Origin of the sequence: Chroococcidiopsis sp. SAG 2025 (genome assembly GCF_032860985.1) — a bacterium.
Lineage (GTDB): Bacteria > Cyanobacteriota > Cyanobacteriia > Cyanobacteriales > Chroococcidiopsidaceae > Chroococcidiopsis.
Genome location: NZ_JAOCNC010000001.1, coordinates 5,800,966 through 5,827,946 on the forward strand (window position 1 = coordinate 5,800,966; position 26,981 = coordinate 5,827,946).

General features: G+C 45.6%; 20 protein-coding genes and 3 pseudogenes. 18 read left to right on the top strand and 5 right to left on the bottom strand.

Annotated elements, in window-relative coordinates; all coding sequences use genetic code 11:
* The first annotated feature begins 29 nt into the window (after nucleotides 1-29).
* The 9 genes and pseudogenes from N4J56_RS28435 (at nucleotide 30) to N4J56_RS28480 (ending at nucleotide 9,645) form a co-directional block, all read left to right on the top strand.
* Nucleotides 30-1,298 carry an IS701 family transposase gene (locus N4J56_RS28435; protein WP_317104593.1) on the top strand — a complete coding sequence of 423 codons (1,269 nt, stop codon included), beginning with the start codon at nucleotides 30-32 and terminating at the stop codon, nucleotides 1,296-1,298.
* An 18-nt stretch (nucleotides 1,299-1,316) separates the two neighbouring features.
* Nucleotides 1,317-1,907, top strand: a pseudogene (locus tag N4J56_RS28440) (sensor histidine kinase); the annotation flags it as partial.
* Nucleotides 1,855-2,301, top strand: coding sequence for a response regulator (locus N4J56_RS28445; protein WP_317109501.1), 447 nt, complete (start codon nucleotides 1,855-1,857; stop codon nucleotides 2,299-2,301). The pseudogene N4J56_RS28440 and the gene N4J56_RS28445, both read left to right, overlap by 53 nt.
* Before the next feature lie 20 nt (nucleotides 2,302-2,321).
* Complete coding sequence (locus tag N4J56_RS28450) at nucleotides 2,322-2,504, top strand: hypothetical protein (protein WP_317109503.1); 183 nt, start codon at nucleotides 2,322-2,324, stop codon at nucleotides 2,502-2,504.
* A 116-nt stretch (nucleotides 2,505-2,620) separates the two neighbouring features.
* Complete coding sequence (locus tag N4J56_RS28455; protein ID WP_317109505.1) at nucleotides 2,621-3,826, top strand: hybrid sensor histidine kinase/response regulator; 1,206 nt, start codon at nucleotides 2,621-2,623, stop codon at nucleotides 3,824-3,826.
* Between the two features lie 150 nt (nucleotides 3,827-3,976).
* Entirely contained in the window at nucleotides 3,977-5,848 is a 1,872-nt protein-coding gene (locus tag N4J56_RS28460; protein ID WP_317109506.1) for an aspartate kinase, read from the top strand.
* Nucleotides 5,848-6,465, top strand: a complete 618-nt coding sequence (locus N4J56_RS28465; protein WP_410500621.1) for a TVP38/TMEM64 family protein — start codon at nucleotides 5,848-5,850, stop codon at nucleotides 6,463-6,465. The genes N4J56_RS28460 and N4J56_RS28465 overlap by 1 nt, the downstream gene beginning before the upstream one ends.
* A 22-nt stretch (nucleotides 6,466-6,487) precedes the next feature.
* Nucleotides 6,488-7,695: pseudogene (locus tag N4J56_RS41325) on the top strand (chromate transporter).
* Between the two features lie 444 nt (nucleotides 7,696-8,139).
* Nucleotides 8,140-9,645 (top strand): glycosyltransferase family 87 protein, encoded by a 1,506-nt coding sequence (locus tag N4J56_RS28480; protein ID WP_317109513.1) that lies wholly within the window; start codon nucleotides 8,140-8,142, stop codon nucleotides 9,643-9,645.
* Here N4J56_RS28480 and N4J56_RS28485 read toward each other — a convergent pair.
* From N4J56_RS28485 to gcvT, 4 genes are all read right to left on the bottom strand, one after another.
* Nucleotides 9,635-10,282: an exopolysaccharide biosynthesis protein gene (locus N4J56_RS28485; RefSeq protein WP_317109515.1), complete on the bottom strand. Its 648-nt coding sequence runs from the start codon at nucleotides 10,280-10,282 to the stop codon at nucleotides 9,635-9,637. The two genes, N4J56_RS28480 and N4J56_RS28485, sit on opposite strands and share 11 nt — an antisense overlap.
* Nucleotides 10,283-10,409: 127 nt before the next feature.
* A complete protein-coding gene (gene gcvP / locus N4J56_RS28490; protein WP_317109516.1) occupies nucleotides 10,410-13,388 on the bottom strand; it encodes an aminomethyl-transferring glycine dehydrogenase in 2,979 nt (992 codons plus the stop codon).
* A gap of 187 nt (nucleotides 13,389-13,575) precedes the next feature.
* Nucleotides 13,576-13,965 carry a glycine cleavage system protein GcvH gene (gcvH, locus tag N4J56_RS28495; RefSeq protein WP_192153699.1) on the bottom strand — a complete coding sequence of 130 codons (390 nt, stop codon included), beginning with the start codon at nucleotides 13,963-13,965 and terminating at the stop codon, nucleotides 13,576-13,578.
* Nucleotides 13,966-14,112: 147 nt separating this feature from the next.
* Nucleotides 14,113-15,246, bottom strand: coding sequence for a glycine cleavage system aminomethyltransferase GcvT (gene gcvT / locus N4J56_RS28500; RefSeq protein ID WP_317109517.1), 1,134 nt, complete (start codon nucleotides 15,244-15,246; stop codon nucleotides 14,113-14,115).
* A gap of 654 nt (nucleotides 15,247-15,900) precedes the next feature.
* Here gcvT and N4J56_RS28505 point away from each other — a divergent pair.
* The 4 genes from N4J56_RS28505 (at nucleotide 15,901) to N4J56_RS28520 (ending at nucleotide 19,741) form a co-directional block, all read left to right on the top strand.
* On the top strand, nucleotides 15,901-16,749 hold the full coding sequence (locus N4J56_RS28505; RefSeq protein WP_317109518.1) for a calcium-binding protein: 849 nt from the start codon (nucleotides 15,901-15,903) through the stop codon (nucleotides 16,747-16,749).
* 703 nt (nucleotides 16,750-17,452) lie between these two features.
* Entirely contained in the window at nucleotides 17,453-18,598 is a 1,146-nt protein-coding gene (locus N4J56_RS28510; protein WP_317109520.1) for a calcium-binding protein, read from the top strand.
* 38 nt (nucleotides 18,599-18,636) lie between these two features.
* On the top strand, nucleotides 18,637-18,780 hold the full coding sequence (locus N4J56_RS28515; RefSeq protein WP_317109521.1) for a hypothetical protein: 144 nt from the start codon (nucleotides 18,637-18,639) through the stop codon (nucleotides 18,778-18,780).
* A 40-nt stretch (nucleotides 18,781-18,820) separates the two neighbouring features.
* Nucleotides 18,821-19,741, top strand: coding sequence for an Ap4A phosphorylase II (locus tag N4J56_RS28520; protein ID WP_317109522.1), 921 nt, complete (start codon nucleotides 18,821-18,823; stop codon nucleotides 19,739-19,741).
* Between the two features lie 326 nt (nucleotides 19,742-20,067).
* Here the strand turns inward: N4J56_RS28520 and N4J56_RS28525 are convergent, their stop codons facing one another.
* On the bottom strand, nucleotides 20,068-20,874 hold the full coding sequence (locus tag N4J56_RS28525; protein ID WP_317104639.1) for an IS5 family transposase: 807 nt from the start codon (nucleotides 20,872-20,874) through the stop codon (nucleotides 20,068-20,070).
* Nucleotides 20,875-21,007: 133 nt separating this feature from the next.
* Here N4J56_RS28525 and N4J56_RS28530 point away from each other — a divergent pair, with 133 nt between their 5' ends.
* From N4J56_RS28530 to N4J56_RS28550, 5 genes and pseudogenes are all read left to right on the top strand, one after another.
* Nucleotides 21,008-23,524: a PAS domain S-box protein gene (locus tag N4J56_RS28530; RefSeq protein ID WP_317109523.1), complete on the top strand. Its 2,517-nt coding sequence runs from the start codon at nucleotides 21,008-21,010 to the stop codon at nucleotides 23,522-23,524.
* 15 nt (nucleotides 23,525-23,539) lie between these two features.
* Nucleotides 23,540-23,908, top strand: a pseudogene (locus N4J56_RS28535) (sensor histidine kinase); the annotation flags it as partial.
* Between the two features lie 30 nt (nucleotides 23,909-23,938).
* Nucleotides 23,939-24,223, top strand: a complete 285-nt coding sequence (locus N4J56_RS28540; protein WP_317110725.1) for a sensor histidine kinase — start codon at nucleotides 23,939-23,941, stop codon at nucleotides 24,221-24,223.
* Nucleotides 24,223-24,702: a response regulator gene (locus tag N4J56_RS28545; RefSeq protein ID WP_317109524.1), complete on the top strand. Its 480-nt coding sequence runs from the start codon at nucleotides 24,223-24,225 to the stop codon at nucleotides 24,700-24,702. The genes N4J56_RS28540 and N4J56_RS28545 overlap by 1 nt, the downstream gene beginning before the upstream one ends.
* The gene (locus N4J56_RS28550; protein ID WP_317109526.1) at nucleotides 24,699-26,981 is read left to right on the top strand and encodes a response regulator; all 2,283 of its coding nucleotides are present in this window, start codon (nucleotides 24,699-24,701) and stop codon (nucleotides 26,979-26,981) included. The genes N4J56_RS28545 and N4J56_RS28550 overlap by 4 nt, the downstream gene beginning before the upstream one ends.

The window sequence follows — 26,981 nt, forward strand, 5'->3', positions numbered from 1 at the left end:
TACGTCAGTCTCGACAGGAGCAACGTAAGGTGAAAGATCAAGTACCAGCAGCGATGCCGCAGTGCTTTGAGAACTGGTGTCGTCGGTTTGATGATGTATTTTCGCGTCAGAAGCAGCGGCAGGAATTTCGTGTTTATCTAGGGGGACTGCTGGGTGAGAGTCAGCGCAAAAACCTGAGCCAACTGGTCACAAATACAGTAGATGGCTCCTACAACAGCCTCAGACATTTTCTCAACAATGCCCCTTGGGATGAAGTCAAGCTAAATAATCGGCGGTTGGAGGTGATGCACCAGTGTCGCCAGACGACCCCGAGTCAAGGTTTCACATTGATTGTAGATGATTCGGGACATCGCAAAAGTGGTGCGGCTACTGATGGGGTAGGACGGCAGTACATTGGGGAGATTGGCAAGACTGACAATGGTATTGTGCTGCTGACTACCTACTTGTATGATGGAGTGCGACGTCTGCCGTTAGATGTTGCACTCTATCAACACGCAAGTTTATTCGAGCAAGGCAAGGCAGACCCCAACTTCCAGAAAAAACCTGACCTGGCTCTAGACTTGGTTGACCAATGCTTGAAGCGCGGTTATCGACCGGGTGTGACTGTAATTGATGCAGGCTACGGTAATAACACGCCTTTTCTCAAGCAGTTGGAGTCGAGAAACCTAACTTACGTGGCAGCAATCGCCAAAAACCGCCAAGTTACTGCTCAAACATCAGGTGATGAGTCTGCTCGTAAGCAGGGATTAGAAGCTATTGCTCAAACCTTGGCAGTGGAGCAGTTCACACCTGTGCAACTCAATCTGGAGCAGCCCCGGACAGTTTGGGTGGCGCTGTTACCAGTTCACGTTCCGAAGCTCGAAGGCACTCGCTGGCTGGCGATTCAACTCAATGCCTCTAGTTTCGAGCAAGCGACGGAGGTGGATTACTTTCTCACCAATGCCTCTGACAACCAAGTCAGTGCGGCTTGGGTAGCTCAAACATATTCTGCTCGCAACTGGGTGGAGGTCTTCTATCGAGAAGCCAAGGGCTGGTTGGGTTTGAGTGAGTATCAAGTTCGGGATGCTCTGAGTATGAAGCGTCATTGGGTTTTAGTGTTCATCGCTTACACCTTCATCCTTTGGCATCAGTTGACCGGCGGATTCCGCAGACGTTGGGCAACCAAACCCTTACAAACCTTTGCCGAAGCATTGGAGGCATTCCGCACCGCAGTCGAGTTTCGTTTGGTCCGCTGGCTTAATGAGCATGTTGATGTATTTGCCTCTCACAGAGCTAAGTTCGGCTATATTTGGGCTTAGAAAGTTTTAAAGTCCCACTATGCAGTATCGGGAGTTAGCCTGATGCAGACGCTCATAGATGACGTACTAGCTTATTCCAAGGTAGATCGACAGAATGTCGAATTTCAACCCGTAGATTTGGAGGTAGCCTTAAAACGCGCTCTCAGTGGCTTGCAAGGCAAAATTTCGGAAACAGGTGCTACGATTTCTTACGATCCGCTACCAACAGTATTAGCAGATAGCACCCAAATGCTTCAGCTATTTCAAAATCTGATTGGAAATGCGATCAAGTTTCGTAGCGACAAGCCACCTGTTATTCATATTGGTGTCTCACCATTAGAAGATGCCTGGTTATTTTCAGTTAAAGATAACGGGATTGGTATCGATCCCCAGTTTAGCGATCGCATTTTTGTCATTTTCCAACGCTTGCATACCAGAGATGAATATTCTGGTACGGGAATGGGTTTGGCAATTTGCAAAAAAGTTGTTGAATGCCATCGAGGAGATATTTGGGTGGCTTCAGAATTAGGTCAAGGTGCAACATTCTACTTTACAATTCCCGCCGGAGGTAAGAAATATGAGTACAGGCACGGCAGAAAAACTCAGAACCATTTTCCTAGTGGAAGATAATAAAGCTGATGTCCGCTTGGTGGAAGAAGCACTCAAACGCAGTACCATCCCCAACCAAGTTTTATCTGTACGAAACGGGATGGATGCGATCGCTTTTTTGCGTCAAGAAGGGGAATATACCGACGCACCCCACCCAGATTTAATTCTGCTCGATCTCAACTTGCCTAAAAAAGACGGTCGGGAAGTCTTGGCAGAAATTAAAGCCGATCCCCAATTGCGACGCATCCCTGTCGTGATCTTAACTACCTCCAAAAATGAGGAAGATATTTGTCATAGCTACGATTTACACGTCAACTGCTACATTACCAAGTCCCGCAACCTCAACCAATTATTTCAAATCGTGAAAGGAATTGAAGAGTTTTGGCTTTCTACTGTAACTTTGCCTATAAGCTAATTGTGCGTATCCCGATAATTATGGGTATCACTTCTGACTGCTGTACGGGCGGGTTTAATTCCAGAACTCTTTGCTATTTCACGAGTTTATTCAAAAAACCCGCCGCTACAACTGTACGGGCGGGTTTAACCGCTGAAATATTTGTTTTGGTACAGATATGCTCAAAAAACCCGCCCCTACAATTTCTCACTTTTGACTTTTGACTGCTGTACGGGCGGGTTTAACCACTGAATTATTTGTTTTGATACAGGTATACTCAAAAAACCCACCCCTACAATTTCTCACTTTTGAATTTTGACTTCTGACTTCCGACTTCACCATGACTCCGGTAAAAGTTCTGTTGATTGAAGACAACTTGGCAGAAGCCAGACTCATGCGAGAGCTGCTGAAGGAGTCTCCGGTCAAGCAGTTTGAACTAGTACACGTCCAGCGATTGCAGGAAGCGCTCGACCGATTGCAAGAAAATTGCTTTGATGTTGTGTTGTTAGACTTAACTCTACCGGACAGCGCCGGGTTAGGATCGCTCATACCATTACTCAAAGCCGTTCCCAGTCTTCCCATCGTCGTGCTGACAAATACGAATGATGACGATCTGGCTCTAGAAGCAGTCCGCCAGGGAGCGCAGGATTATCTTGTTAAGCGACAGGTAAATTCAGGCGTGCTGATACGTTCTTTATGCTATGCGATCGAACGCAAGCAGGTCGCGGAAGCTTTAAAAACAGTCAATCAAGCTTTAGAAGTTAGCGTGCAGGAACGCACTGCCGAACTCGTTAAAGCCAAAGAAATGAATCAGTTTAAATCTGAGTTTGCTTCCATCCTCTCGCACGATTTTCGCAGTCCTTTAACAACAATTTTGCTGGCAACTGGATTGTTACAAAATAACGACCAAAAATTGAGCCAGGAAAAAAAATTCGCTCACTTTCAATTGATTCGCTCTGCGATTAGCGATATGGCTAAGCTATTAGATGAATTTCTACTTTTGAGTCAAGCTGAAGCAGGCAAACTCAAATGCAAGCTCATTCCAATGGAATTGGAGCAGTTTTGCAGCAAACTCGTAGAGGAAGCAAAGTTAAGTACTAATGCGAAAGACTCGATCTTAACTTTTCATTGCCACCATTGCGATCGCTTGCATGGTTCGGTCTGGGATGAGAGTTTGTTAAAACACATTTTAAGTAATTTACTCAACAACGCAATTAAATATTCTCCTCCTGGAGGTCAGGTAAAGTTTGAAGTCACGGCTGAAGAAAAAACCGTGACTTTTCGATTTCAAGATCGAGGAATCGGTATTCCCCCAGCAGACCAAGCACAGCTATTTCAGCCTTTTTTTCGCGCTCATAATGTCGATAAGATTCCTGGGACTGGTTTAGGATTGACAATTGTAAAAAAATGTGTGGAGGCCCATAGCGGCAAGATTTCCTTAGAAAGCACGGTAGGAGTAGGTACGACTTTTATCGTCACCCTACCGCTAGTCAAAGGCATCGGCGATCTTTGCCCCGTATTTATGCAATCGATCGAGCAATTGTAAGGGAGAGGCGATCGCTCCTTAATTCGTGCTAATCTTATGCGCTAATCTTAATAGTGACTAGTGGCTGGTGACTAGTAGCTAGAATTGCTCCTTTGTCTCCCTTGTCCCCTCTGCTCCCTGCTCCCTTACCTCTGCTCCCTTTTCACAGTTATGGCTCTGATTGTCCAGAAATACGGTGGTACTTCGGTCGGTTCGGTGGAACGCATTCAAGCTGTGGCAGATCGCGTTCTCCAAACAGTGAAAGCAGGCAACTCTTTGGTGGTTGTCGTTTCTGCGATGGGTAAGTCTACCGATGCACTGGTCAAACTAGCGCACGAGGTTTCCGCTAATCCCAGTCGCCGGGAAATGGATATGTTGCTCTCAACAGGAGAACAGGTGACGATCGCCCTGTTGAGCATGGCATTACAAGAATTAGGACAACCAGCAATTTCGCTCACGGGCGCTCAGGTAGGCATTGTAACTGAAGCAGAACACACGCGGGCGCGGATCTTACACATTCAAACATCTCGGATTGAAAAGCAACTGCAAATTGGTAAAGTCGTTGTTGTTGCCGGATTTCAAGGGATTACCAGCACGGAAGAATTAGAAATTACTACCTTGGGACGCGGTGGCTCCGATACTTCAGCCGTAGCACTAGCAGCAGCACTCCGTGCCGATTGTTGCGAAATATATACAGATGTTCCCGGCATTCTGACTACAGATCCCCGTCTCGTACCAGAAGCGCAGTTGATGACAGAAATTACTTGCAACGAGATGCTAGAACTTGCCAGTTTGGGGGCAAAGGTTTTGCATCCGAGAGCGGTAGAAATTGCTCGTAATTACGGCGTACCGCTAGTCGTGCGTTCCAGTTGGACGAGCGACCCTGGCACTTGGGTGGTTTCGCCCAAACCTCAACCCCGTCCGCTGGTAAATTTAGAAATTGCCCGTCCAGTTGATGGGGTAGAACTGGACGCAGATCAAGCCAGAATCGCTTTGCTGCGCGTTCCCGATCGCCCAGGAATAGCGGCACGGCTATTTAGCGAGATTGCCCGTCAAGGCTTAGACGTAGATTTGATCGTGCAGTCGATCCACGAAGGTAACAGCAATGACATTGCTTTTACCGTCACGACCTCACTACTCAAGCAGACGGAAGCAGTCGCCGCCGCGATCGCACCCGTGTTACGCTCCCATCCCGACCCGAAATCGGAGGAAGCAGAAGTGATGGTGCAGCCGCACATTGCCAAAGTCAGCATCGATGGGGCAGGCATGATCGGTCGTCCTGGGGTAGCGGCGCAAATGTTTTCGACCCTAGCAGAGGCGGGAATTAACATTCAAATGATTTCTACCTCAGAAGTCAAAGTCAGTTGCGTTATTGATGCAACCGACGGCGATCGCGCTGTCGCAGCCCTGCGAGAGGCTTTTGAGATCGCAGAAGAGAGAGTGGTAGTAGACAGGGAGGAAGTCAAAAGTCAAAAGTTAGAAGTTAAAAATCACTCCGACTTCCAAATTCCGAATTCCGAATTCCGAATTCCGAATTCTCCCGTTCGCGGTGTGGCTCTAGACATCAACCAAGCCCGTTTAGCAATTCTCCAAGTACCGGATCGCCCTGGATTAGCGGCGAGATTATTCGGATTGTTGGCGCGGGAGAATATTAGTGTGGATACGATTATTCAATCTCAACGCTGTCGGATTGTAGATGGCGTGCCAAAGCGAGATATTGTTTGCACGGTAGCGCAGATGGACGCGGCAGCTGCGAAACAAGCCTTAGAACAAGCAGCACCAGACTATGGTTGGGGACAAGTCGTGGTAGATACGGCGATCGCTAAAGTCAGCGTCGTTGGTGCGGGGATGGTGAGTCAACCAGGAGTAGCGGCAAAGATGTTTGCTGCCTTGGCACAACAACAAATCAATATTCAAATGATCGCGACTTCCGAAATTAAAATTAGTTGTGTCGTCGCTCAAGAACAAGGAGTTGCCGCACTCCAGGCAATTCATGCTGCTTTTGGGTTGAGTGGTAGCGGTACAATTCAAGTCTCGGCATGATGGGGTTGAATTTACCAGAACTGTTACGGCAAACTTTGCAAGGAATAGAAAATCTTGGTGCTATAGGCGCGATCGCGTTTATCTTGCTGTACGTCATTGCCACAGTTGCTTTGATTCCAGGCACAATTCTTACCTTGGGCGCAGGAGTTGTTTACGGAGCAATTTTCGGTTCAATTTACGTATTTATCGGTGCGACTTTGGGAGCCACCGCAGCTTTTTTGGTTGGGCGTTATTTAGCACGGGGCTGGGTAGCCAAAAAAATTGCTGGAAATCAAAAATTTCAAGTCATTGACGAGGCAGTCGGAAAAGAGGGATTCAAAATTGTTTTGTTAACCAGACTTTCACCTATATTTCCCTTTAGCCTGTTAAACTACGCTTTGAGCATCACTCAAGTTTCACTCAAAGATTATTTCCTTGGCTCGGTGGGAATGTTGCCTGGGACAATCATGTATGTTTATCTTGGTTCTCTAGCAAGTAGCCTTGCCACACTTAACAGTAGCGATCGCCCCACCAATTCAACTGTCGTATGGATAATTCGGATAATTGGTTTTATTGCTACGGTAACGGTAACTCTGTACGTGACTCGGATCGCTCGTAAAGCGTTGGCGAAATTGTAGAAAAACTGATAACTGATAACCGATGTCTCAGGAAACTGAAGGAATTCAATCAGCAGAACGGCAAATTCCCTATGCTGCCCTCAATTCGCAGCAAAAAAAGCAAAGACTGCGAGAATTAGCAGCAGTATTTCTGAAGTTAGGCACGATCGCCTTTGGTGGTCCCGCCGCGCATATCGCCATGATGGATGATGAGGTGGCAAAGCGCAGGCAGTGGATGAGTCGCGAGAAACTACTCGATTTGCTGGGCGTAACTAACTTAATTCCCGGACCCAATTCTACAGAACTAGCTATTCACATCGGCTACGAACGGGCAGGATGGCGCGGTTTGATTATTGCGGGAACCTGCTTTATTTTACCTGCCATGTCGATCGTCTGGGTATTGGCGATCGCCTATAAGCAATACCAAACTTTACCCCAAGCTGAAGGATTGCTTTACGGTATCAAACCCGTTATCATCGCGATCGTCTTACAAGCATTGTGGAAGTTAGGTCAAAAAGCGATTAAGGATGTACCGACGGGAATAGCAGCAGTAGCAGTCATAGCTGCCTTTTTTTTGGCTGGGATGAAATCGTATTGCTGTTACTGGCAGGACTGAGTGTGATGTTGGTAAAAAGTCTGGGGCGCAGTCGGGGTAATGCGGCAGCTTGGCTGTTGCCGCTATCTTTTCCGCTGGCACAAGCAGGTCATACAACCCCTACTCCACCTGTAGGCTGGGTGAATGTGTTTCTGTTTTTCCTCAAAATTGGTTCAGTACTGTACGGCAGTGGTTATGTTTTACTGGCATTTTTGCAACGAGATTTGGTTGAGCGCAATCAGTGGCTAACATCTCAACAGCTTTTAGATGCAGTCGCAATCGGTCAATTTACCCCTGGTCCCGTATTTACCACTGCTACTTTCATCGGCTATCTTTTAGCTGGTCATGCAGGAGCGATCGCCGCTACAATCGGAATTTTCCTACCTGCGTTTGTACTAGTTAGTATTATCAATCCTTGGGTTCCAAAACTACGCCAATCTACTTTGGTAAGTGGTTTTTTAGATGGAGTAAATGCCGCATCTTTGGGATTAATGGTTGTTGTTTCGTATACTTTGGGACGCACGGCATTAATAGATATCGTGACTGTAGTTTTAGCAATTGCCAGCGCGATCGCTGTTTTCCGTTTCAAGATTAATTCTGCTTGGCTAGTTCTAGCTGGGGGTATGATTGGATTAACTTTACAATTAGTGAGATAAAAAAACAATATAGCCATTCTCAGTTAAATGAGGTACATAGATCTGTAGGGGGCGCACTGTGCGTGCGCCCCTACGCATATATTACACCTGCATGGGAAACGCTATAAATCTTATTTTAAGATTAAAAATACTTTTAATCAAAATCTTAAAAAATCAGATTTTTTCTGGAAAAGCAATTAGCAGCTCTGAAGTTAAAACTCATCAAATTTAGATTTTTCGTTTACACCGCTGCGTATTACCTACTGCGCGGTAAATTTTTATTTTATTCTCATGACGGTAGAAGTTCAAATCTCGCACTTACCTATGAATAAATAGCGTTATGTATTAATCTAAGGAAGGAGTTTTTGATTAAGCAAACAAGCGATCGAGGAAACTGAGACTTAAGATAAGTAATTGCGATCGCCATGTGGTAAATTCCGTGTTATAACCAATAAGGTTGAAAGCATGAATCATTTCGCCGAGCTTCAATTTAGTATTAAAAGCTGTTTAGTATTACTCTCAATACCTTTAGCCATAATTACTGTTCTATCAATTGTCTTCAGACAGCAGCCAACAGAAAACAACTTAGATCGAAATGGCTTCCTCCAAAATAATGCTATGAAAAGATTGCGGCTATATCTCAGGAATAAATGGCTCAGTCTTGGTGCAATTTCTTTAGTATTAGCGATCGCATTAAATCCTCTAGTTAAGGAGATTTTGGATTTATACAATCAAGTGACAACATCTACTGCATATTTTGACGATCTGCGCTGGTCTTATACAGCTAGTCAGATGGTTCGCGATCGCCTCAATCCATATCACGCTGATGCATTCATTAAGACTTTTATTAAAGATTTTGCTGCTATCAGTCCAGAAGGAATCAAACTTGATGCAGCACCATTTGTTTATCCACCTAATACTATTCCTCTAATTCTGCCACTGAGTTATCTTTCTTTCCCTGTTGCAGAAAAAATATTTTTGATTGTTAACCTAGTGGCTGTGAGTTTTCTACTATATGGAAGTATTGTTTTAGTTAAATCTCACTCGAAAGCAATTCAAGCAACCTGTTTTATTAGCTGCGCGTTACTTTTTGGTGTAACTTATAGTCTCACTTTGGGAAATCTTGCCGCTATTGTAGCAACACTCGTAGTTTGGACGGTTATTCTGGCACAGAAGAACAAAAATATCTGGGCAGGAGTTTTGTTGGGAATTAGTACAATTAAGCCAACGACATCTATTTTCTTTTTACCTTATTTCTTGTGGAAAAGACGATTTTCTTTAGTGGCTTGTAGTGCGGTCGTTTCTCTCGTGCTAAGTGGAATTGGTTTATTAATTACTAAGAATTCTATATTGAGATTTTTGAAATTATTTAAATCGGGAAAAGATATTTGGTCGAATAACTACTGGAATTCCATTCATACTTCATATACTAGAATCGATCTAGAGGTGGTTTTGGCGCGAATATTCCCTCGTAGTTCTTTGGCAGTCAAATTAAGTTTTGGTATTTGCTTAGCTATTATTATTGGAGCGATTTTGGTTTATTTTTACAAACGACGAAAAAAATCAAATTCAAACGAAATTGCTTTATCTGAAGTCAGCCTCATTGCCTGTCTCAGCACGCTTGCAGTCTATTCGCAGCAACAAAGTACGACTATTTTGGTTTTAGCGATCGCTTTTCTACTCAACTACCTTGTAGCCAAAATCAAATCTCAAAGTTTGACTCGTTCGGAATTTTGCTTTTGGTGTTTGGGATGTGTTTGCGCGATCGTTCATACCCATTTGTTTTACAACTACTTTCTGTATTATTTCGCTACCGAAACACCAAAAATGCCATATTTGCTACAAATTACTCTTGCCTCAATTCCTAATTACGCAATTTTAGGATTGACGATTAGTATATTATTTTTGACTATCTCCAGTTTGCGCGGTGAAAAAGCAAAGCTAACAGCAAATAGCATAACTAAAAATTAAGTTGTTGTCGGAGTTGTTGAAAAGAACTTCTCACACTATTAGCAACAAAACCGATCGCGCTGACCATAACTGCCAGAATAATGCTAGCTGCCAGGACTCCCACAATGACGAGTAAGCCATCACCTTCACTCATACCTAGACTAATGACAACGATCGCGATCGCGGGTAGCATATTTCCTAACGGGATAGGCAAGGCAATAATTATCGCCATCAATAAAATAAATAATCCTAATAACCTTTGTGCCAATCGCGAAGTAATAAAACCCCAACGGGGACGGACGATTTTTTCAGCTTTTGCGAGGTAATTCAGTCCTTTCTCTACTACCTTAGCTAAATTTTTTTGCTTCCATTGCCGTTTAACCAGCCATTTTGGTAGATAGGGACGAGAAAAACCCAAACTTAATTGCGCCGAAACCAGCATTAAGGGGATAGCGATAATCGCCGATACACCCGCCACAGGTAGGGGTAATGCTTCTGGTAAAGCACAGATGACCAGTAAAGGACCATAAGCGCGATCGCCCAATTCTGCCACCAACTCCCCCAAACTGACATACTCTTGTTCGGCGTGCCGTTCTAGAAACTGCCGCAGCAATCTGGAAGTGTACAAGCCTGGGGATGAGTTGGTAGTAGAAGGCATGAAAAGGGATGAGGAGCGAGGAGTGAGAGAATCTTAGAGCTAAGGTTTGAGCTTCGCCATCCATAATAGGTAGTAGAAGTAGAATGTTTGACTTTTTCCCTCACTCCTCACTCCTCATTCCTCACCCCTAGCTATACGCCTCCATCGGTTGACAGGAACAGACGAAATTGCGATCGCCAAAGGCACTATCAATTCGTCCCACGGCAACCCAGAACTTATGTTCTCGCGTCCACGGGGCGGGATAGGCGGCTTGTTCGCGGGTGTAAGGATGTTGCCAATCGCTTGCTAGCAGGCTTTCAGCCGTATGGGGAGCATTTTTTAATAAATTATCTTCCCGACTGACTTTGCCTGCTTCAATCTCGGCAATTTCCTGCCGAATCGCAATCATGGCATCGCAGAATCGATCCAATTCTTCCTTCGATTCGCTTTCTGTGGGTTCTACCATCATCGTCCCTGCAACGGGCCAAGAAATTGTCGGGGCGTGGAAGCCGTAGTCCATCAAGCGTTTGGCAATATCTTCGACTTCAATTCCGGCAGTTTTCTTGAGCGATCGCAGATCTAAAATACACTCGTGGGCAACGAAACCAGCCTTACCCTTGTACAGTACGGGGTAGTGTGGCTCCAATCTACGGGCGATATAGTTAGCGTTGAGAATTGCCACTTTAGTCGCCTCTGTCAATCCCTCGCCCCCCATCATGGCAATGTACATCCAAGAAATTGTCAGGATGCTAGCACTGCCCCAAGGTGCAGCGGAGATAGCGCCAATATTGGAGGGGTGAGGAGTGAGGAGTGAGGGATGAGTATCGCTACTGATTTGAGCAATAGAAGTGTCGGGGAGGAAGGGGGCGAGGTGAATTGCTACACCAATTGGACCCATTCCAGGACCACCACCACCGTGAGGGATACAGAAGGTTTTGTGCAGGTTGAGGTGACAGACATCTGCACCAATATCTCCAGGGCGACACAAACCGACTTGGGCGTTGAGATTTGCCCCATCCATGTAGACTTGTCCGCCGTAGGCATGGACGATCGCGCAGATATCTTTAATTTGTTCCTCAAATACGCCGTGGGTGGAGGGATATGTCACCATCAACGCGGCGAGTTCGTCTTTGTGCTTTTCTGCCTTTGCCTGCAAATCTTCTATGTCTACATTACCTTGTTCGTCGCAGGCGATCGCCACCACTTTCATCCCCGCCATTACCGCACTAGCTGGATTCGTACCGTGGGCAGATTGGGGAATCAAACAAATATTCCGATGTCCTTCTCCCCGACTTTCATGATAGTGCCGAATCGTTAGCAGACCAGCATATTCACCCTGCGAACCAGCGTTAGGTTGCAGAGAAACCGCAGCAAAACCCGTGATTTCCGCCAACCATGCTTCTAACTGTTGGAATACAATCTGATACCCTCGCGTTTGCGACAGTGGGGCAAACGGATGCAGATTGCCGAATTCCTGCCAAGTCACAGGCATCATCTCTGCCGTTGCATTCAGTTTCATCGTGCAGGAACCCAAGGGAATCATCGATGTTGTCAAGGACAAATCCTTTGCCTGCAAGCGATAAATGTATCGCAGTAGTTCTGTTTCCGAATGGTAGCGGTTGAAAACGGGATGGGTGAGAAATTCGCTGGTGCGAGTCAGTTCTGTGGGTGCTTGTAGGGGCGGGTTTTGCCCAGATCTCTGACTACCCCCAGATCGATCTATCAAACCCGCCCCCAATTCTTCAATGGTGAAGGGGAGATTGTTACTACCTGCAAAAATCTCGAATAGGTCGATTAAATCTGTTTCTGCGATCGTTTCATCTAAAGAGATACCTACAGACTTTTCATCAAATATCCGTATATTGATTTTCTTAGCTTGGCAAGCCTGCAAAATATCATCTAAGTTACGATTGACTAAATTAATCCGTAATGTATCGAAGAAAGATTCTGAACTAATGGTATAGCCTAGCTGCTGTAATCCTGCTGCTAAAATTGCCGTAAATTTGTGGATTCTCGTAGCAATTTGTTTCAGTCCTTGAGAACCGTGATACACCGCATACATCGAAGCCATGACTGCCAGTAAGACCTGCGCCGTGCAAATATTACTGGTGGCTTTGTCGCGGCGGATATGTTGTTCGCGAGTTTGTAGTGCTAGGCGTAAGGCTGTTTTCCCGTGGACATCTTTAGAAACTCCGACAATCCGCCCTGGAACTTGTCGCTTAAATTCTTCTTTAGTGGCGAAATATGCTGCATGGGGTCCGCCATAACCCATCGGTACGCCAAAGCGCTGCGTGCTGCCTACCGCAATATCAGCACCCCACTCTCCCGGGGGAGTCAGTAAAGTTAAACTCAAAGGGTCGGCGGCGACAGTTACCAATGCCCCCGCAGCATGGGCTTGTTCCACAAATGCCTGATAGTCATAAATCGTACCGTCACTGGCTGGATATTGCAGCAACACGCCAAATACTGGCACGTCAAACTTGAAAGTTTGGTGGTCGCCAACAATCACGTTAATTCCCAGCGGTCTAGCACGAGTCTGCACGACTTGAATTGTCTGGGGGTGGCAGTTTTGGGAGACAAAGAAAGCTTTTACCTTCGTTTTGCACAGACCATAACTCATAGTCATGGCTTCGGCGGCGGCTGTCCCTTCATCTAGTAAAGAAGCGTTGGCAATTTCCAAACCCGTCAAGTCAATAATTGTCGTTTGAAAATTTAGCAGCGCCTCTAGTCGTCCCTGAGCAATTTCTGGTTGGTAGGGAGTATAAGCAGTGTACCAGCCTGGGTTTTCCAAAATATTTCGCTGAATTACTGGTGGAGTAATGCAGCCGTAATATCCCATGCCGATAAACGACCGAAATACTTGGTTTTTCGAGGCGATCGCTTTTAACTGTGCCAAAGCCGCATATTCGCTGCGATCGCCTTCTAATTGGAGCGATCGCTTTTGGCGAATGGCTTGTGGCACTGTCCGGTCAATTAAAGCATCAAGGGTCGGTAGCCCCAACACTTCTAGCATTTGCTCAACCTCAATCGGTTGAGGACCAATGTGTCTTTGTCGAAATGAAATTGACTCGCTGCTGATTTGTTTTTGCTGCCGATCTCGTTGAATACGAGGACTGTCTAGTACCACAAATAGCTTCTCCAGTAGTGTCTTATTAATATTCTGCAATATTTCGCTCGGTTGTCAGTTATCTAGGAAGTCAGTTGTTAATGAGGGAGCAGGGAGCAGGGAGCAGGGAGCAGGGAAAGAAATATACTCCTGACTTCTCCCTTGTCTTCCTTGTCTCCCTTGTCTTCCTTATTTCCCCAGCCCCTCGCTACGCCCCCTCTACCTGGGCGCGGTATTCTTCAGCAGTTAACGCCTCGTCTAATTCGCTGGCATCTTCGACACGCACTTTGAGCAACCAGCCTTCCCCATAGGGATCGTCTGCTAGTTGTTCTGGTGTCTCCAGTACAGTTTCATTGCGTTCGACTACTGTACCAGTTACGGCGGAGTACATATCTTCTACAGCTTTAACTGATTCTACGGAACCGAAGGTTTCTCCTTTAGTGACGCGATCGCCAACTTCAGGTAGTTCCAGAAATACAATGTCACCTAACTGATCGACAGCAAAAGCAGAAATGCCAATAGTAGCGATATCGCCATCCATGCGGACGTATTCGTGCGAGTCAAGATATTTTAGGTCGCTTGGATATTCCAACTCCATGTCAGTTCCTCAACCAAATCGCGGATCTATCGTTAATTAATATGCTTTACTATAGACGCGATCGCCTAGTAGTCAATCCCTTTTCAGTTATCAGTTATCAGGGGGCAGGGAGTAGAGAGCAGGGAGCAGAGAGTAGTGAGTTACGACTTACTTCGCCGGACGAGTTTTAGCCCGATAGAAGGGTTTTTTCACTACTACCGCTGGATAGGTTTTGCCTCTGATTTCTACGTCTAAGGTTTGCCCTGGCTGGCTGAGGGATGTGGGAATGTAGGCTAGGGCGATCGGATAGCCTAACGTGGGGGATAACGTGCCGCTGGTAATCTCTCCTACGATTTTACCTTCAGATAAGACTTGGTAGCCATGGCGGGCAATGTGTCGCCCTGGCATTTGCAACCCTACCAATCGTCGTGAAACTCCGTTTGTTTTCTGTTGCTCTAGGATATCGCGCCCGATAAAGTCGCCTTTGGTGTCGAGGTGGACGAGCCAGCCTAAACCTGCTTCTAAGGGGGTGGTATTATCATCAATGTCTTGTCCGTAGAGTGCCATAGCTGCCTCTAATCGTAGGGTGTCTCTCGCCCCTAGCCCGCAGGGAATGACTCCGGCTTGAGCGAGCGATCGCCACACTTTGACCCCTGCTTCTGGGTCTACCATCACCTCAAATCCATCTTCTCCCGTATAACCAGTCCGAGCCATAAAACTCGGTTCTCCTAAGATCTTGGTTTCTAAATGCCCGAAGGCTTTGACTTGAGATAAGTCTGCTTCGACTAAGTTTTGCAAATGTGCCACGGCTTGCGGTCCTTGCACCGCAATTAAGATTTTCCGGCGGGAGATGTCTTGTAGTTCTACCTGTTCTGTGTCGAGGTGTTGCAACAACCATTGTTTATCTTTACTGGTGGTTGCGGCATTGACGATCAATACTCCTTGTTGCGTATCATTATCTTCCCCTTGGTAGTAGAAGATGATGTCATCAATAATTCCGGCTTGTGGATTTAACAGCACCGTGTATTGTGCTTCTCCCGATCGCAGCCGACTCAAATCGGAAGGAACTAAGTTTTGCAGTTGAGCGACTAGCTGTTTTCCCCGCAGGACGAATTTACCCATGTGGGAAATATCAAACATTCCCGCCGTTGTCCTGACCGCAGCATGTTCTTGTCCGATCCCAACAAACTGCACGGGCATTTCCCAGCCACCAAAACTCGTCAATCTTGCTTTCAGTTCTAGAGCGAGGTGATAGAGGGGCGTTTGCGCCAGAGGTAGGGCAGTTTCTTCTTGATTAGCCACAGATAGTCTTGTCGTTGTAGGTGAATCTTTATCTATCCTACGGAAACATTAGGTGTACGGGAAAGTCAAGATTGTTCTACCAAGTATCAAAATACACTTTCTCTAAATTTGAGCAAGATGATTTAGAGGAATTAAGCAATTTACTATTTATATTGTCTTCAGCATATATATCAGGATTTTTTACAAAAAGAGAACTTCGAGTGGCAAAAATAAAGTCCTAGAAACCGTAGTTTTATTAAGGTTTAATAATCCTCTTATTGCTTGAGTTTACACATATTTTCTTTTCTCTAATTTGCAATCGTACTGATTTTTTTGTACTCGTCTTAAAAATGTAATAACTTACCATGTTTCGTTTTATACATAAATTAAGAGCGTGAAATACAGAGATTCAAGGCACAAACACGTTAGATACGAAGATTTCCTTTGAAAAATCCATATATATAAAGATAGCGATCGCTAAATATAAAGAATATATGAACCGACCGGATTTCTTCAGGAAACATAAAAACTGGCTTTGTATCCTACCCACACAAAATAGCCAGCAAAACTCAGTCATTCCTATGGTTAATGGATGACAAGTTTGTGCTGGCAATTGAGACACACCAAGACTAACTTTTTACGATTTACGACTATTTTGAGTGAGGGATTGACATCATGTCCGTAATATTTGGTACAGATTTAGACGATTCCTTAACTGGTGGAGACGGCAACGACAGAATCTATGGCAAAGCTGGAAATGACAATATTAACGGGAATAAAGGCAACGATCTCCTTTATGGTGGACTAGGTAACGATCGCCTGTTGGGTGGAGATGGTAAAGACACCTTATATGGCAATGAAAATAACGATTTTTTGAATGGCGATGCCGGTGATGATACCTTGTACGGGGGTAGCGGTAACGATACCTTGTATGGAGGTAGCGATAACGATACCTTGTATGGCGATGCAGGTAATGACTTTCTCAACGGTTATGTCGGCAACGATCGCTTATACGGCGACTATGGGAACGATGATTTAGAAGGTTCGTTTGGTAACGATGTTGTCAATGGTGGAGCTGGAGACGACATTATTAATGGTGCGGGTGGTTTTGGAGCAGAGCCATACAGTAGTGCCAGTCGCGGCTATAACGAAATTGATACCCTGACAGGTGGAACCGGAAAAGACAAATTTAGACTCGAATTCAGCGGTGCAGGACGTGACGGTAGAGGCGCTTCCTATCGCTTCAGGGGTAACGATGACTATGCTTTAATTACTGACTTTAATTTGCATGAGGATGTCATTACACTCAGTAGCAATGATATCTCTGGACCATCATTTCTGTTCGCAGATGTCACCTATAGTTTGGGTGCATCGCCTGACGGTTTGCCATCAGGAACGGGAATTTACGCGCAATTTGCGAACAACACTAGTGCAGCACCAGAGCTAATTGCCATCTTGCAAGGTGTTTCTCCCGACACGCTCAATTTGAATGCATCCTACTTCCAGTATGTTCGGTATTCTTAATAATGAGTTTTGCCCGATCGGTAAGGCTTAACTGAACAAGGCGATCGCTGACTTGTCAAAATTGCGATCGCCTACCTATATCGTGGTTTACTTAGGTGCGAATATATCGGTGATTTCGTACAGTATTCATGCGATCGACTCGCTCTAATTTTAGCGATCAAACTAACGTTTTACTTCTGTCTCAGTATTTCTACTTGGTTAAACTCTAGCCGTGATGTAGCAAATTCTATTTAAGTCATAAATATATCGTTTTATCTGTTGACACTTAATAATTGGCTGTCCGCAGTACGCAGTGATTTCATACTCAATTTTATTTGGTATAGCTTTGCATAGAGCGAGTATTGCCTACTAGAGGCCTGAATTTTACCAAGAAAATAAGGCTACTGCCTTAGTGCATAACTAGGCTTTTTTAGCTTGTTTAGACAGATAAAAATATGCAAAAAACCATTTATTAAAAAAGTATTACAAATTTGATAATGTGATGCAAAAAAGGCATTATATTATGCATATTGCCGCATCAGTTTTACTTGCAAAATATCCTCATCTTTTGTAGATTGACTGTGTTGCTTGCAGGCGAAGACAAAGCGCGATAATTAATCAAGGTTTGCATCAATCGACCTCAGTAAGTCGCTCGCTTACTAGTTTTTAGCTAGGTATATTTAACGATTCACTTCATTGAAAGCCAAACACTATTTGGATAGTTTTGTTGTGGCGATTTGAAATGCGATCGCAGGGTAAAAACATCTACGCATACTTATTAGAATTAAGGCTTATCGACATGGCAAATATTTTTGGTACGGACTTAGACGACACCTTAACTGGTACGGATGGCAACGACAAAATTTATGGTAAGGCAGGAAGTGACACTATCTCCGGTTTAGGAGGGGACGATCGCATCTATGGTGGTGCAGGTATCGACTATTTAGGTGGTGGAGATGGTAACGATACCTTGTGTGGTGACGAAGATAACGATTATCTAGGCGGTGGCAGCGGTAATGACACTTTGTACGGTGGCAATGGGAATGACAACCTATACGGTGGCGACGGTAACGACATCTTACAGGGAGGAGATGGCAATGACTATATAGAGGGTGGATTTGGTGAAGATGTCATCTATGGGGGTAAAGGGGACGATGTAATAGTAGGCGATCTCGACGATTATCGAATCAGAACTGGTGACAGCGATCGCATCTATGGCGGTGCTGGTAACGATTCGATCTACGGTCGCTATGGTAACGATTCGATTTATGGCGATGATGGTGACGATCTACTGGCTGGCGATGGCTATGGAGTCATTTCTGGTCCTGATTATGGTGTGAGAAAAGATGATAACGATCGCCTCTACGGTGGTAATGGCAAAGATACACTAGTTGGCGAGTTCGGGAGCGATGTTTTAGATGGAGGATCTGGGGACGATATCTTGATTGGTGCTGGTGGTGGATGGTTACGCGGTACTGTTGATTCCAGCCGTGGTGACTCAGAGAAAGATGTCCTGACAGGAGGATCGGGAAAAGATACATTTATCCTTGCAGGTAGCGGAGGAAGACCTGGTTCAGGGACTTACTATGGAGTAGGAGATAGCTACGCTTTGATAACTGACTTCAATAAGTATGAAGATACAGTCTTTTTAGCAAAAACCAACCGCCCTGTAACTCAATCTCAGTACATAATTGAATACAGTTTGGGTGCAGCACCGGAAGGCTTGCCAGCAGGCACAGCAATCTATGCAAATAATGTAGGAGAAACCCAACCAAATTTGATTGCGATCTTGCAGGGTATTTCACCCAATTCGCTGAATTTAAATGCATCTTACTTCAAGATTAGCGACGAGTACGTTCGCTATAGTTAATTGCTCTGTATGAGTGACATTTGTAAGGGCGCACGGCTGTGCGTCCTTACAGATCGTGTGTTTACCCAATTGAAAGCACGATCGGGGTAGGCGATCGAGCTACCATCGCGCGACAAGAGTTATTTTGTGTTAGAGCGCGGCGATCGAGTACATTATTGGGTAAAGCTAGGCGAGAAGCCTAAAGTTACGCTGCCGATCCAAGATTCAATAATGCAAGAGGACATGAATGCACGCGGGACAATACTACAACCTGGTACGCTGCTAGATAGGGCGATCGCGATCACCCAACATGCCCTTGAACGCGGGGCTTTAGTCACCATTCCCACCGAATATCAGTTTGTAGAACAGCAAGGCGTGCGTTTCCTGGTTAGAACAGCCACCAATCTCAATCGCAAAGACGAGGCAAAGCAAAAACAGGATCGGCAAAATGCTACGACTGGTAAAGACTTTAATCCCTTTCTACCCTACGATAAAAACTTATACGTAGCAGACATCTCCGAGACTCATGTTTGTCTGTTAAATAAATTCAATGTCGTCGATTGTCACCTACTACTCATTACCCGCGCCTTTGAAGAACAAGAAGCCTTACTAACTCTCGCCGATTTTACTGCCATGTGGGTCTGTCTGGCAGAGTTTAACGGACTGACATTCTATAACGGTGGCAAGACAGCAGGCGCAAGCCAACGCCACAAACATTTGCAGATTGTTCCTTTACCACTCACACCCGCAGATTTTCCCCAAATTCCCCTCGAACCTTTGTTGGTAACTACTAATCGCGGTACAGTCGAAACTCTACCAAGCTTGCCTTTTGTCCATGCTTTCGTACAACTAGAACCGATTCATACAAAATCTCCTCAAGCAGCTGCCACAGTCACGCTCAATTATTACTACCAAATGCTCAATGCAGTGGGGCTAAAGTATGACATCGGCTCGAATAACATCCAAGCAGGAGCTTACAACTTACTCGTAACCCGCCAATGGATGCTGCTGATTCCCCGTTCCCAAGAAAGCTTTGAGTCGATTGCCATCAACTCTTTGGGATTTGCTGGCACCATGTTCGTGCGTAACGAACAACAAATGCAAATCTTAAAAGAATTGGGACCGATGCGCGTGTTGAGTCAGGTAGCAATATCAAAGAGCTAGTAGTGAGTGGCTAGTGGCTAGTTATTGTGCATTTCTTCTTCACTCACTACACCCTACACCCCACACCCTGATAACTGATGACTGATAACTGATAACTGACAACTGATAACTGATAACTGAATATATCTATCGTAGGAGAGATTTATTCAGAGCGGTTGTCTCCCTTAAGTTAAGTTCTAGAGGGAGCGATGTTTCTGTCGGCGTTGGAGTGAGAAGTAAAATGGTGACACTGTTTTGGCATAGTAAGCGATCGCTTTCAACCTGAGACAGAAGCATATGGCTAACTTGCGTCACAGTCAATTACTAGTAAGAGTTGCTAGAGCGTGTTATGCACTTTGCCTTACCAAATCTACAAATCGCCTGAGCATTATGACGGCAAAGGCAACAAAATGAAAACCAACTAATGTCTGTGCTAAACGTTCATAATCTCTTGTTAAGCGCCGAAAGCGCCCAGTCCACGCAAAACTTCGCTCCACTACCCACCTGCGAGGAAGTAAAACAAATCCCTTCTTGGCTTCTGGTAGTTTGACGACTTCCAATTGGATACCTTCTACGGCAGCCTCCTGAGCGGCTTGTTCTCCGGTATACCCTTGATCCACAAAGGCAATTTCCACCGTCTCACCAGTAATTTCTTGCACTTGTTGAGCAAGTTCCTGTACCTGGGAGCGGTCTTGTTCGTTCGCAGGGGTCACTACCAGTCCTAACAAATGTCCCAGAGTATCAACTGCAACATGTACCTTGCTGCCCTTCTTGCGTTTACCACCGTCATACCCAGCTCGTCCTCCACTTTCAGGGGTTGACTGTAGGGTGCGACTGTCGAGAATCACCGCAGTTGGGGTCTCCTTGCGTCCGGCAGCCAACCGCAGTAGTGTTCGGAGGTCGTCTACAATTGCCTCAAATACTCCTGCATCAATCCACCGTTGAGTTTGCTGATAAACTGCTGCCCAAGGCGGAAGGTCATGCGGCATCATGCGCCAAGAGGCACCAGAGCGAACCAGCCAACGCAACCCGTTAAACACTTCCCTGAGACTATGTTCTCGTTGCGGTGCTTCTTCGCTCATCAAAGTAAGATAAGGGGCAACAAATGTCCACTCGTCATCACTGACATCAGTAGGATATGCTTTTCTTTCCATATTCCTACTCTAGCGATCCTAAAAGTTCATAACACCCTCTAGCGCGATCGCGATTGGTGTTGGCTGTCTGACTCTGATTGGCTGGATATTTGATATTGCTATTTTCAAAAGCGTAATTCCAGGCACAGCCACGATGAAAGCGAATGCAGCCGTGGCTTTTATTTTGGCTGGCGTGTCTTTGTTTATTCGCAATGGTAGGGGCGCACAGCTGTGCGCCCCTACTAGAATAACGACTCCCGACTCCCTAATTGCCAAAATTTGTGCTGCTGTTGTCGCCTTAATTGGTTTGCTCACTCTATGCCAATACATATTTAATTGGAATTTGGGGATTGATGAGTTGCTGGTTCGAGATTTCCCTACGTCTTTGGTCAATCCTTATCCTAGTCGCATGGCGGATAATACCGCTTTGAGTTTTGTGCTGCTGGGTGGGACACTGTGGCTGTTGGCTTCTCGATTCCCCCAACCCCCCTTAACAAGGGGGGCAAGTCAATCCTCCTTCCATGGGGAGATAAACTCACCTCTTTCATCCTCTTTAAACGGGGAGACAAGCCCATCTCTTCCACCTCCCCCAGTTAAGGAGACAAGCCTGCGTTTTTCACCCCCCTTTTTAAGGGGGGCAGGGGGGGATCGCGTTTTCTTGACTCAAGCTTTGAGTCTTACTGTTATTTTCATTGCCTTACTTGCTCTTATAGGATATGCCTATGGCGTAGAAGTGTTTCATCGGTTTCTTGTCTACTCCACATCAATGAGTTTACATACGGCGATAACTTTTCTCTTGCTCGGTGCAGGTACGTTGTTGGTATATCCCGATCGCGGTTTTATGGCAGTTGTCACAAGCAAATTGAATGGGGGCACAGTTGCGCGTCGTCTGATTCCCAGCGCGATCGCAATTCCGATAATTTTAGGTTGGCTGGTTTTGCAAGGATACCGATGGAAACTTTACGATCCAGGTTTTGCGATCGCACTGCTAGTAATATTGTTAATTGCGGTCTATATCAGTATAATTTGGCACAATGCCAGATCTTTGAACCGAATAGATCGCGATCGTCAACGCACAATAGCAACTTTACAGGAAAGCGAAGCCAAGTTCAGACGCATCGTAGAATCAAATATCATTGGCATCTACTTTGGTGACTTTAGCGGGCGAATTTTTGAAGCCAACGATGCTTTTCTCTCCATGATGGGATACACCCGTCCTGAGTTGGCAGCAGGAAAGCTGTATTGGAATCGCATGACACCACCAGAGTATGAAGCATTAGATCGACAAAGAGTCGAAGAGATTCAAGCGTATGGTGCTTGTTCTCCGTTTGAAAAGGAATATATTCGTAAAGACGGTACTCGCGTGCCGATCCTGCTTGGAATTACTCAAATTGAGGGCGGAGAAAACGGCTATAGTGCTTGCTTTGTTATCGACTTGACAGAACGCCAACAAGCTGAAATTGCTTTACGTGAAAGTGAAGAACGTTTTCGCCGTGCCGTTGTCAACGCACCATTTCCGATCGCTATCCATGCCGAAGATGGCGAAGTCGTGCAAATTAGCCAAGCTTGGACGGAATTATCCGGTTACACTGCTGATGAAATTCCCACAATTGCTGCTTGGACGGAAAAAGCTTATGGAGAAGCGAAAAATACAGCTAGAGCAGCTATAGAGCGCTTATACAGCCTAGACAGAAGGCTAGAAGAAGGGGAATTTTTAATTACTACCAAGCAGGGAGAAAAGAGGACTTGGGATTTTAGTTCTGCTCCCTTGGGTCGTTTGGCGGATGGTAGACGCATGGCGATCAGCATGGCAGCCGATGTGAGCGATCGCAAGTTGACTGAAAACGCATTGCGTCAGAGTGAAGCTAGGTTAAGACTATTTGTCGAATCGGATGTCATCGGCATTTTATACGGAGACATTCATGGAGGAATCAATTATGCCAACGATGCCTTTTTGCACATTATTGGCTACACTCGTGCCGATTTAGAGGCGGGTAGAGTGCGCTGGGACGATTTATCTCCTCCAGAATATTTACCATTGGATGCCGAGAGAATTGCCGAGGCACGAACTAAGGGAAGTTGCACGCCCTATGAAAAAGAGTATATTCGCAAAGATGGGACGCGGGTTTTTGTGATGCTGGGTTATGCCTTGCTGGGGGAAAATCGGGAACAGTCAGTCGCATTTATTTTAGATATTAGCGATCGCAAACATGCTGAAATCGAACGCGATCGCTTTTTTACACTTTCCTTAGATATGCTTTGTATCGCTGGGTTAGACGGCTATTTTAAGCGGATAAATCCTGCTTTTGAAACCATTCTCGGCTTTACTCAAAAGGAAATTCTTCAGACACCATTTCTCGATTTGATTCATCCAGAAGATCGAGAAAGATCTCTCGCTGAAGTCGAAAAACTCTCAACTGGAATTATTACTGTCAACTTTGAAAATCGTTTTTTGTGTAAAGATGGTTCTTACAAATGGCTGATTTGGAGTTCTGTTCCCGACGTTGAATCAAAGCTGTTATATGCAGTGGGACATGATGTCACCGAACGCAAACATTTAGAACAAAAGCTGCGCAAACAAGCAGAAGTTCTGCATAAACTGAACGCAACTTTGGAAGAAAGAGTCAGGCAGCGCACGGCACAATTTGAAGCCGCTAACCAAGAATTATAATCTTTTTCCTACTCAGTCTCCCACGATCTCCGCGCCCCCTTGCGTCACATTGCCGAATTTGTCGATCTGCTACAAAAGCGCATTACATCCAACACCACATTGGATGAAACGAGTCAGCGCTACCTCAATATCATTGTGGAAACGACTCAACTAGCTGGCAAGTTGATCGATGACTTATTATCCTTCTCCCGGATGGGACGCATGGAAATGCGCTTTACCAATATTGATATGAATTTACTGGTGCAGGAGGTATTGCAAGAACTAGAGCTAGAAACTAAGAAACGCCAAATTTCCTGGCAGATTAAAGCATTACTGAGCGTTCAGGGCGACCCGGCAATGCTACGGTTAGTATGGCGAAATCTAATTGAAAATGCGCTTAAATAGACTAAGTTAAACCCGCAGACAGAAATTACTATTGGCAGTCAAATTTTATCAGATTCTCAGGAGGTGGTATTTTTCGTAAGAGACAACGGTATCGGTTTTGATATGCAGTACGTAAATAAATTGTTTGGAGTGTTTCAACGCCTACACAGCGACCCCAACTTTCAAGGTACGGGAGTAGGATTAGCTAATGTTCAGCGCATCATACACCGTCATGGTGGGCGAGTGTGGGCAGAAGGAGAAATAAATAAAGGAGCAACGTTCTTCTTCTCGTTACCGAAGACTGGGAGTGAGGGGTGGAGAGTAGAGAGCGAATAATGGAATTAAAGCGCATTCTCCTAGTGGAGGACAGCATTAACGACGTAGAGTTAATCCTGAATGCCCTAGCAGAAAACCATTTAGGTAACGAAGTCGTCGTTGTCCGCGATGGCGAAGAAGCTTTAGATTATTTGTACCGCCGAGGCGTGTATCGATTGCGACGCGAAGGCAATCCCGTTGTGGTGCTACTCGATCTAAAACTACCTAAAATTGATGGGATAGAAGTTCTAGGACAACTGAAAGCAGATAGATATCTGAGAACCATCCCAGTAGTGATTTTGACTTCTTCCCGCGAAGAACGAGACTTAACTCGCTGTTATGAATTAAGTACAAACGCTTATGTAGTTAAACCAATTGATTTTCATGAATTTGTGGGTGCGATTCAAGGTTTAGGGCTGTTTTGGGCAATTATTAACGAGCCGCCTCCTGGTTCGCTGTCTAACGCTCGTAGCGATCGACCAAATCAAGGAATAGAATGATGTCACTCAAGTTTCTGATTCTAGAAGACAGCATACTGGATGCAGAACTGATTACTGCGTTACTCGCAGAAAGCGAGATTGAGTGCGAATCGATTCAAGTGAAGACCCGTTCGGAGTTTCAAGCGGCACTCGAACGGGGTGGGTTTGACTTGATTCTGTCTGACTATTCCTTGCCTGGTTTTGATGGCATTTCTGCCTTGGTTATGGCTCGACAGCTTTGCCCAGACGTGCCATTCATTTTCGTGACAGCCACAATGGGCGAAGAAGTGGCAATTGAAACCCTCAAAGGGGGTGCAACTGACTACGTATTGAAACAACGCTTAGAGCGCCTAATTCCTGCCGTAGAGCGATCGCTACGCGAAGCAGCAGAACGCCGCGCCCGTGTGGTTGCCGAAGCAGAACTCAACCGTCGCGAAGAAGAATTTCGGGCGTTAGTGGAAAATTCTCCCGATATTATTGCTCGATTCGACCGAGATTTGCGTCATCTGTATGTAAATCCGGTAGTCGAACAAGCTACAGGCTTGCCGCCCGAAACGTATGTTGGAAAAACTCATGCTGAAGTGGGTGTATCAGTAGAAATTTGTACGCTTTGGCAGTCGAGTTTGCGCCAAGTATTTGCAACTCAACAAGCAGACTTTTTTGAATACGATTTTCCCGCACCGGGCAATGGCATTCGTTATTACCAAACGCGAGTCGTACCAGAATTTAATCCAGACGGTTCGGTGCAAACCTTACTAGCGATTACCCGCGACATCACCCAGTCTAAACTTGCAGAACAAGCATTACGGGCGCGAGAAGCTCAACTGCGACAGCAAGCCGAGGAACTCAAACGGGCAAATCAAGTTAAAGACGAGTTTTTAGCCGTACTTTCCCACGAATTGCGATCGCCCCTCAATGCAATCTTGGGGTGGGCGAAATTATTACGGACTCGTAAATTCAGTTCTGAGATTTTTAACCGCGCCCTGGAAACGATCGAACGCAACGCCCAGTTGCAAACTCGCTTGATTGAAGATTTGTTAGATATCTCGCGCATCATTCGCGGCAAACTCACCCTCAATCCCCAACCTGTAAATTTAGAAACAGTCATTACCAGTGTTTTAGAAACCGTTTGTCTCTCAGCTCAAACTAAGTGCATCGAACTAGTGTTTGAGGGAGCAGGGAGCGCTTCGGTGCAGGGAGTCTGGAGTCGAGAAGAGAGACAGGGAGGACAAGGGGGACAAGGAAGCAATTCTAACCACGAGCCACCAGCCACTAGCCACTCCCAACTACCAACTACCAACTACCAACTACCAATCGTCTTAGGAGATTCGAGTCGGTTGCAGCAGATTGTTTGGAATCTCCTTTCCAATGCGATCAAATTCACTCCATCTGGCGGGCGCGTAACAGTAGAATTGCAATTATCAAATAGGGAACAGGGAGCAGGGAGCAGGGAGCAGGGAGCAAAGGGGCAGAGGGGCAGAGGGGTAGAGGAGACTAGGAGCAACAACTGTCAACTGTCTTCACGCAGTGTAGCGCCAGCGTTTACTGTCAACTGTCAACCAACAACCAACTACGCCCAGATCGTAGTTACAGATACTGGAATTGGGATTAGTGCCGAATTTTTGCCCCATATATTCGATTACTTTCGGCAAGCAGATGCGTCGATTACTCGCAGTTATGGCGGTTTAGGTCTGGGTTTAGCAATAGTACGTCACTTGGTAGAACTGCATGGGGGAACAGTCTGTGCCGAAAGTCTAGGAGTCGGACAGGGAGCGACATTTAGAGTTATGTTACCCCTGCTAGAGACAGCAGAATTTGGAATTCGGAATACCCCTACGCTTAAGCAAGCTACGGAATTCGGAATTCACAACACCCAACTCCCCTGTACGGGCGCACAGCCGTGCGCCCCTACCGACTCTCAACTCAATAACATACGAGTACTAGTCGTAGAAGACGATCGCGACATGCGAGAATTTTTAGCGCTGACTCTAGAAGAATATGGGGCGCAGCTAATCGTAGTTGATTCGGCAGTAGCAGCACTAGAAGCGCTGGAAAAATCGCTACCAGATATCCTAGTGAGCGATATTGGGATGCCAGCAACAGACGGCTATACATTCATCCAGAAAGTTAGGGCATTACCCCCAGAACAAGGCGGAAAAATTCCCGCGATCGCCTTAACAGCATATGCTAGAGAACAAGACCGCGATCGCGCGATCGCCGCAGGTTTCCAAATTCATCTTGCCAAACCAGTCGTTCCCGATGAATTAGTAGAAGCGATCGGGCAATTAATCAGTGCGTAG

What these genes read in the sequence shown, in the direction of transcription:
- N4J56_RS28445 (WP_317109501.1), top strand. Translation starts at nt 1,855, where the DNA reads ATGAGTACAGGCACGGCAGAAAAACTCAGAACCATTTTCCTAGTGGAA.
- N4J56_RS28450 (WP_317109503.1), top strand. Translation starts at nt 2,322, where the DNA reads ATGGGTATCACTTCTGACTGCTGTACGGGCGGGTTTAATTCCAGAACT.
- N4J56_RS28455 (WP_317109505.1), top strand. Translation starts at nt 2,621, where the DNA reads ATGACTCCGGTAAAAGTTCTGTTGATTGAAGACAACTTGGCAGAAGCC.
- N4J56_RS28460 (WP_317109506.1), top strand. Translation starts at nt 3,977, where the DNA reads ATGGCTCTGATTGTCCAGAAATACGGTGGTACTTCGGTCGGTTCGGTG.
- N4J56_RS28465 (WP_410500621.1), top strand. Translation starts at nt 5,848, where the DNA reads ATGGGGTTGAATTTACCAGAACTGTTACGGCAAACTTTGCAAGGAATA.
- N4J56_RS28480 (WP_317109513.1), top strand. Translation starts at nt 8,140, where the DNA reads ATGAATCATTTCGCCGAGCTTCAATTTAGTATTAAAAGCTGTTTAGTA.
- N4J56_RS28485 (WP_317109515.1), bottom strand. Translation starts at nt 10,282, where the DNA reads ATGCCTTCTACTACCAACTCATCCCCAGGCTTGTACACTTCCAGATTG.
- gcvH (WP_192153699.1), bottom strand. Translation starts at nt 13,965, where the DNA reads ATGGAGTTGGAATATCCAAGCGACCTAAAATATCTTGACTCGCACGAA.
- N4J56_RS28505 (WP_317109518.1), top strand. Translation starts at nt 15,901, where the DNA reads ATGTCCGTAATATTTGGTACAGATTTAGACGATTCCTTAACTGGTGGA.
- N4J56_RS28520 (WP_317109522.1), top strand. Translation starts at nt 18,821, where the DNA reads ATGAATGCACGCGGGACAATACTACAACCTGGTACGCTGCTAGATAGG.
- N4J56_RS28525 (WP_317104639.1), bottom strand. Translation starts at nt 20,874, where the DNA reads ATGGAAAGAAAAGCATATCCTACTGATGTCAGTGATGACGAGTGGACA.
- N4J56_RS28530 (WP_317109523.1), top strand. Translation starts at nt 21,008, where the DNA reads ATGAAAGCGAATGCAGCCGTGGCTTTTATTTTGGCTGGCGTGTCTTTG.
- N4J56_RS28545 (WP_317109524.1), top strand. Translation starts at nt 24,223, where the DNA reads ATGGAATTAAAGCGCATTCTCCTAGTGGAGGACAGCATTAACGACGTA.
- N4J56_RS28550 (WP_317109526.1), top strand. Translation starts at nt 24,699, where the DNA reads ATGATGTCACTCAAGTTTCTGATTCTAGAAGACAGCATACTGGATGCA.